This is a genomic window from Nostoc sp. UHCC 0251 (assembly GCF_034932245.1).
GTDB lineage: Bacteria > Cyanobacteriota > Cyanobacteriia > Cyanobacteriales > Nostocaceae > Nostoc.
In genome coordinates this window covers 1-1175 of the sequence record NZ_JAYGHD010000539.1, presented here as the reverse complement: position 1 = coordinate 1175, position 1175 = coordinate 1, and the positions used below count along the sequence as shown (strand labels likewise).

Annotated in this window: 1 protein-coding gene; it reads left to right on the top strand. The window is 40.3% G+C overall.

The window, feature by feature from the left end; translation table 11 throughout:
• The first annotated feature begins 78 nt into the window (after nucleotides 1–78).
• Nucleotides 79–1133 (top strand): IS630 family transposase gene (locus VB740_RS36680; RefSeq protein ID WP_323204708.1). Its coding sequence is split into 2 segments (ribosomal slippage): nucleotides 79–471 and nucleotides 474–1133, totalling 1053 coding nucleotides; the frame shifts between segments, so codons are not numbered across the junction.
• Nucleotides 1134–1175: the final 42 nt, after the last annotated feature.

Below are 1175 nucleotides of genomic sequence, written 5' to 3'. Positions count from 1 at the left end.
TAAGTAGATAGGCATCAAAAAAGTCCGGTATGTTAAGATATATAAATACTGAAAATACATCTACAAAGTGATTTGTGTATGGGGGCACGTTTAAGGGTATTTCTGACTCATGAGCAAGACCAAACTTTGCTAAACCTGAGAAAACAGAATGTGCCACAGAAAGTCAAAGACAGAGCGGAAGTAATTAGGCTAAACGCACATGGCTGGTATGTAGAGAACATCGCAGCGCACTTTGACTGGAACGAAAAAACAGTAAGAAAAGTTTTGAATACATGGGAAAAGCTGGGTTTAAAGGGACTTTGGGAATCTCCAGGTCGAGGTGGAAAACCAAAATGGAAAGAGGATGACATTGCATTTTTAGAAGAATGCCTAAGAATTGAGCCACGCACATACAACAGTCCGCAGTTAGCTCTGAAGTTAAAAACAGAACGCAATGTAGTTCTGAGTCCCGATAGGTTAAGACGGGTACTCAAAAAAAGGGGGTCGATTGGAAGCGGGCAAGGAAAAGTCATAAAGGAAAACAAGACCCGGTAGCGCGAGCAAATAAGCAAGCAGACTTAGATATGCTGGAATTAGCTGCTGCAACTGGCGAAATCGATTTAAAGTATCTAGATGAATCAGGGTTTTGTGTATGGAGTGAGCCTGGTTACACCTATTACTTTAGAGGTGAGCAAAAACGTTTGGAACAAACAAAACGTCGTGGTCGTAGGTTAAGCATCATAGGATTTCTCCAGCCTTTTATCAGTTTTGTTTACGGTTTAGTTATCGGTGGTGTTGACCGTAAATCTTACATAAAAATGATGGAACAGGAAGCTACTGAAGCACAAGAAATAGGACGTACAAGGGTGATTGTGCAGGATAACGGGCCAATACATCGGTGCCAAGAAGTTCAACAATTGTGGAAAAAATGGGAGAGTCAGGGTTTATACATCTTTTTCCTACCAAAGTATTGCTCAGAAATGAATCCAATTGAATTGGAATGGCAACACATAAAAAAAGATGAGTTATCTGGGCAAGCATTTGATGATGAGCTAGACCTTGCTTACGCTGTAATCAATGGCGTTCAAGCTAGAGGAGAAAAAAGCAATCACAGTACACGACGTGTAAAATTTAATTCTAAACCCTCTGATTAAGATTCTGTTACATAGCGGGAAATTTTAGCACCCACTTACTTA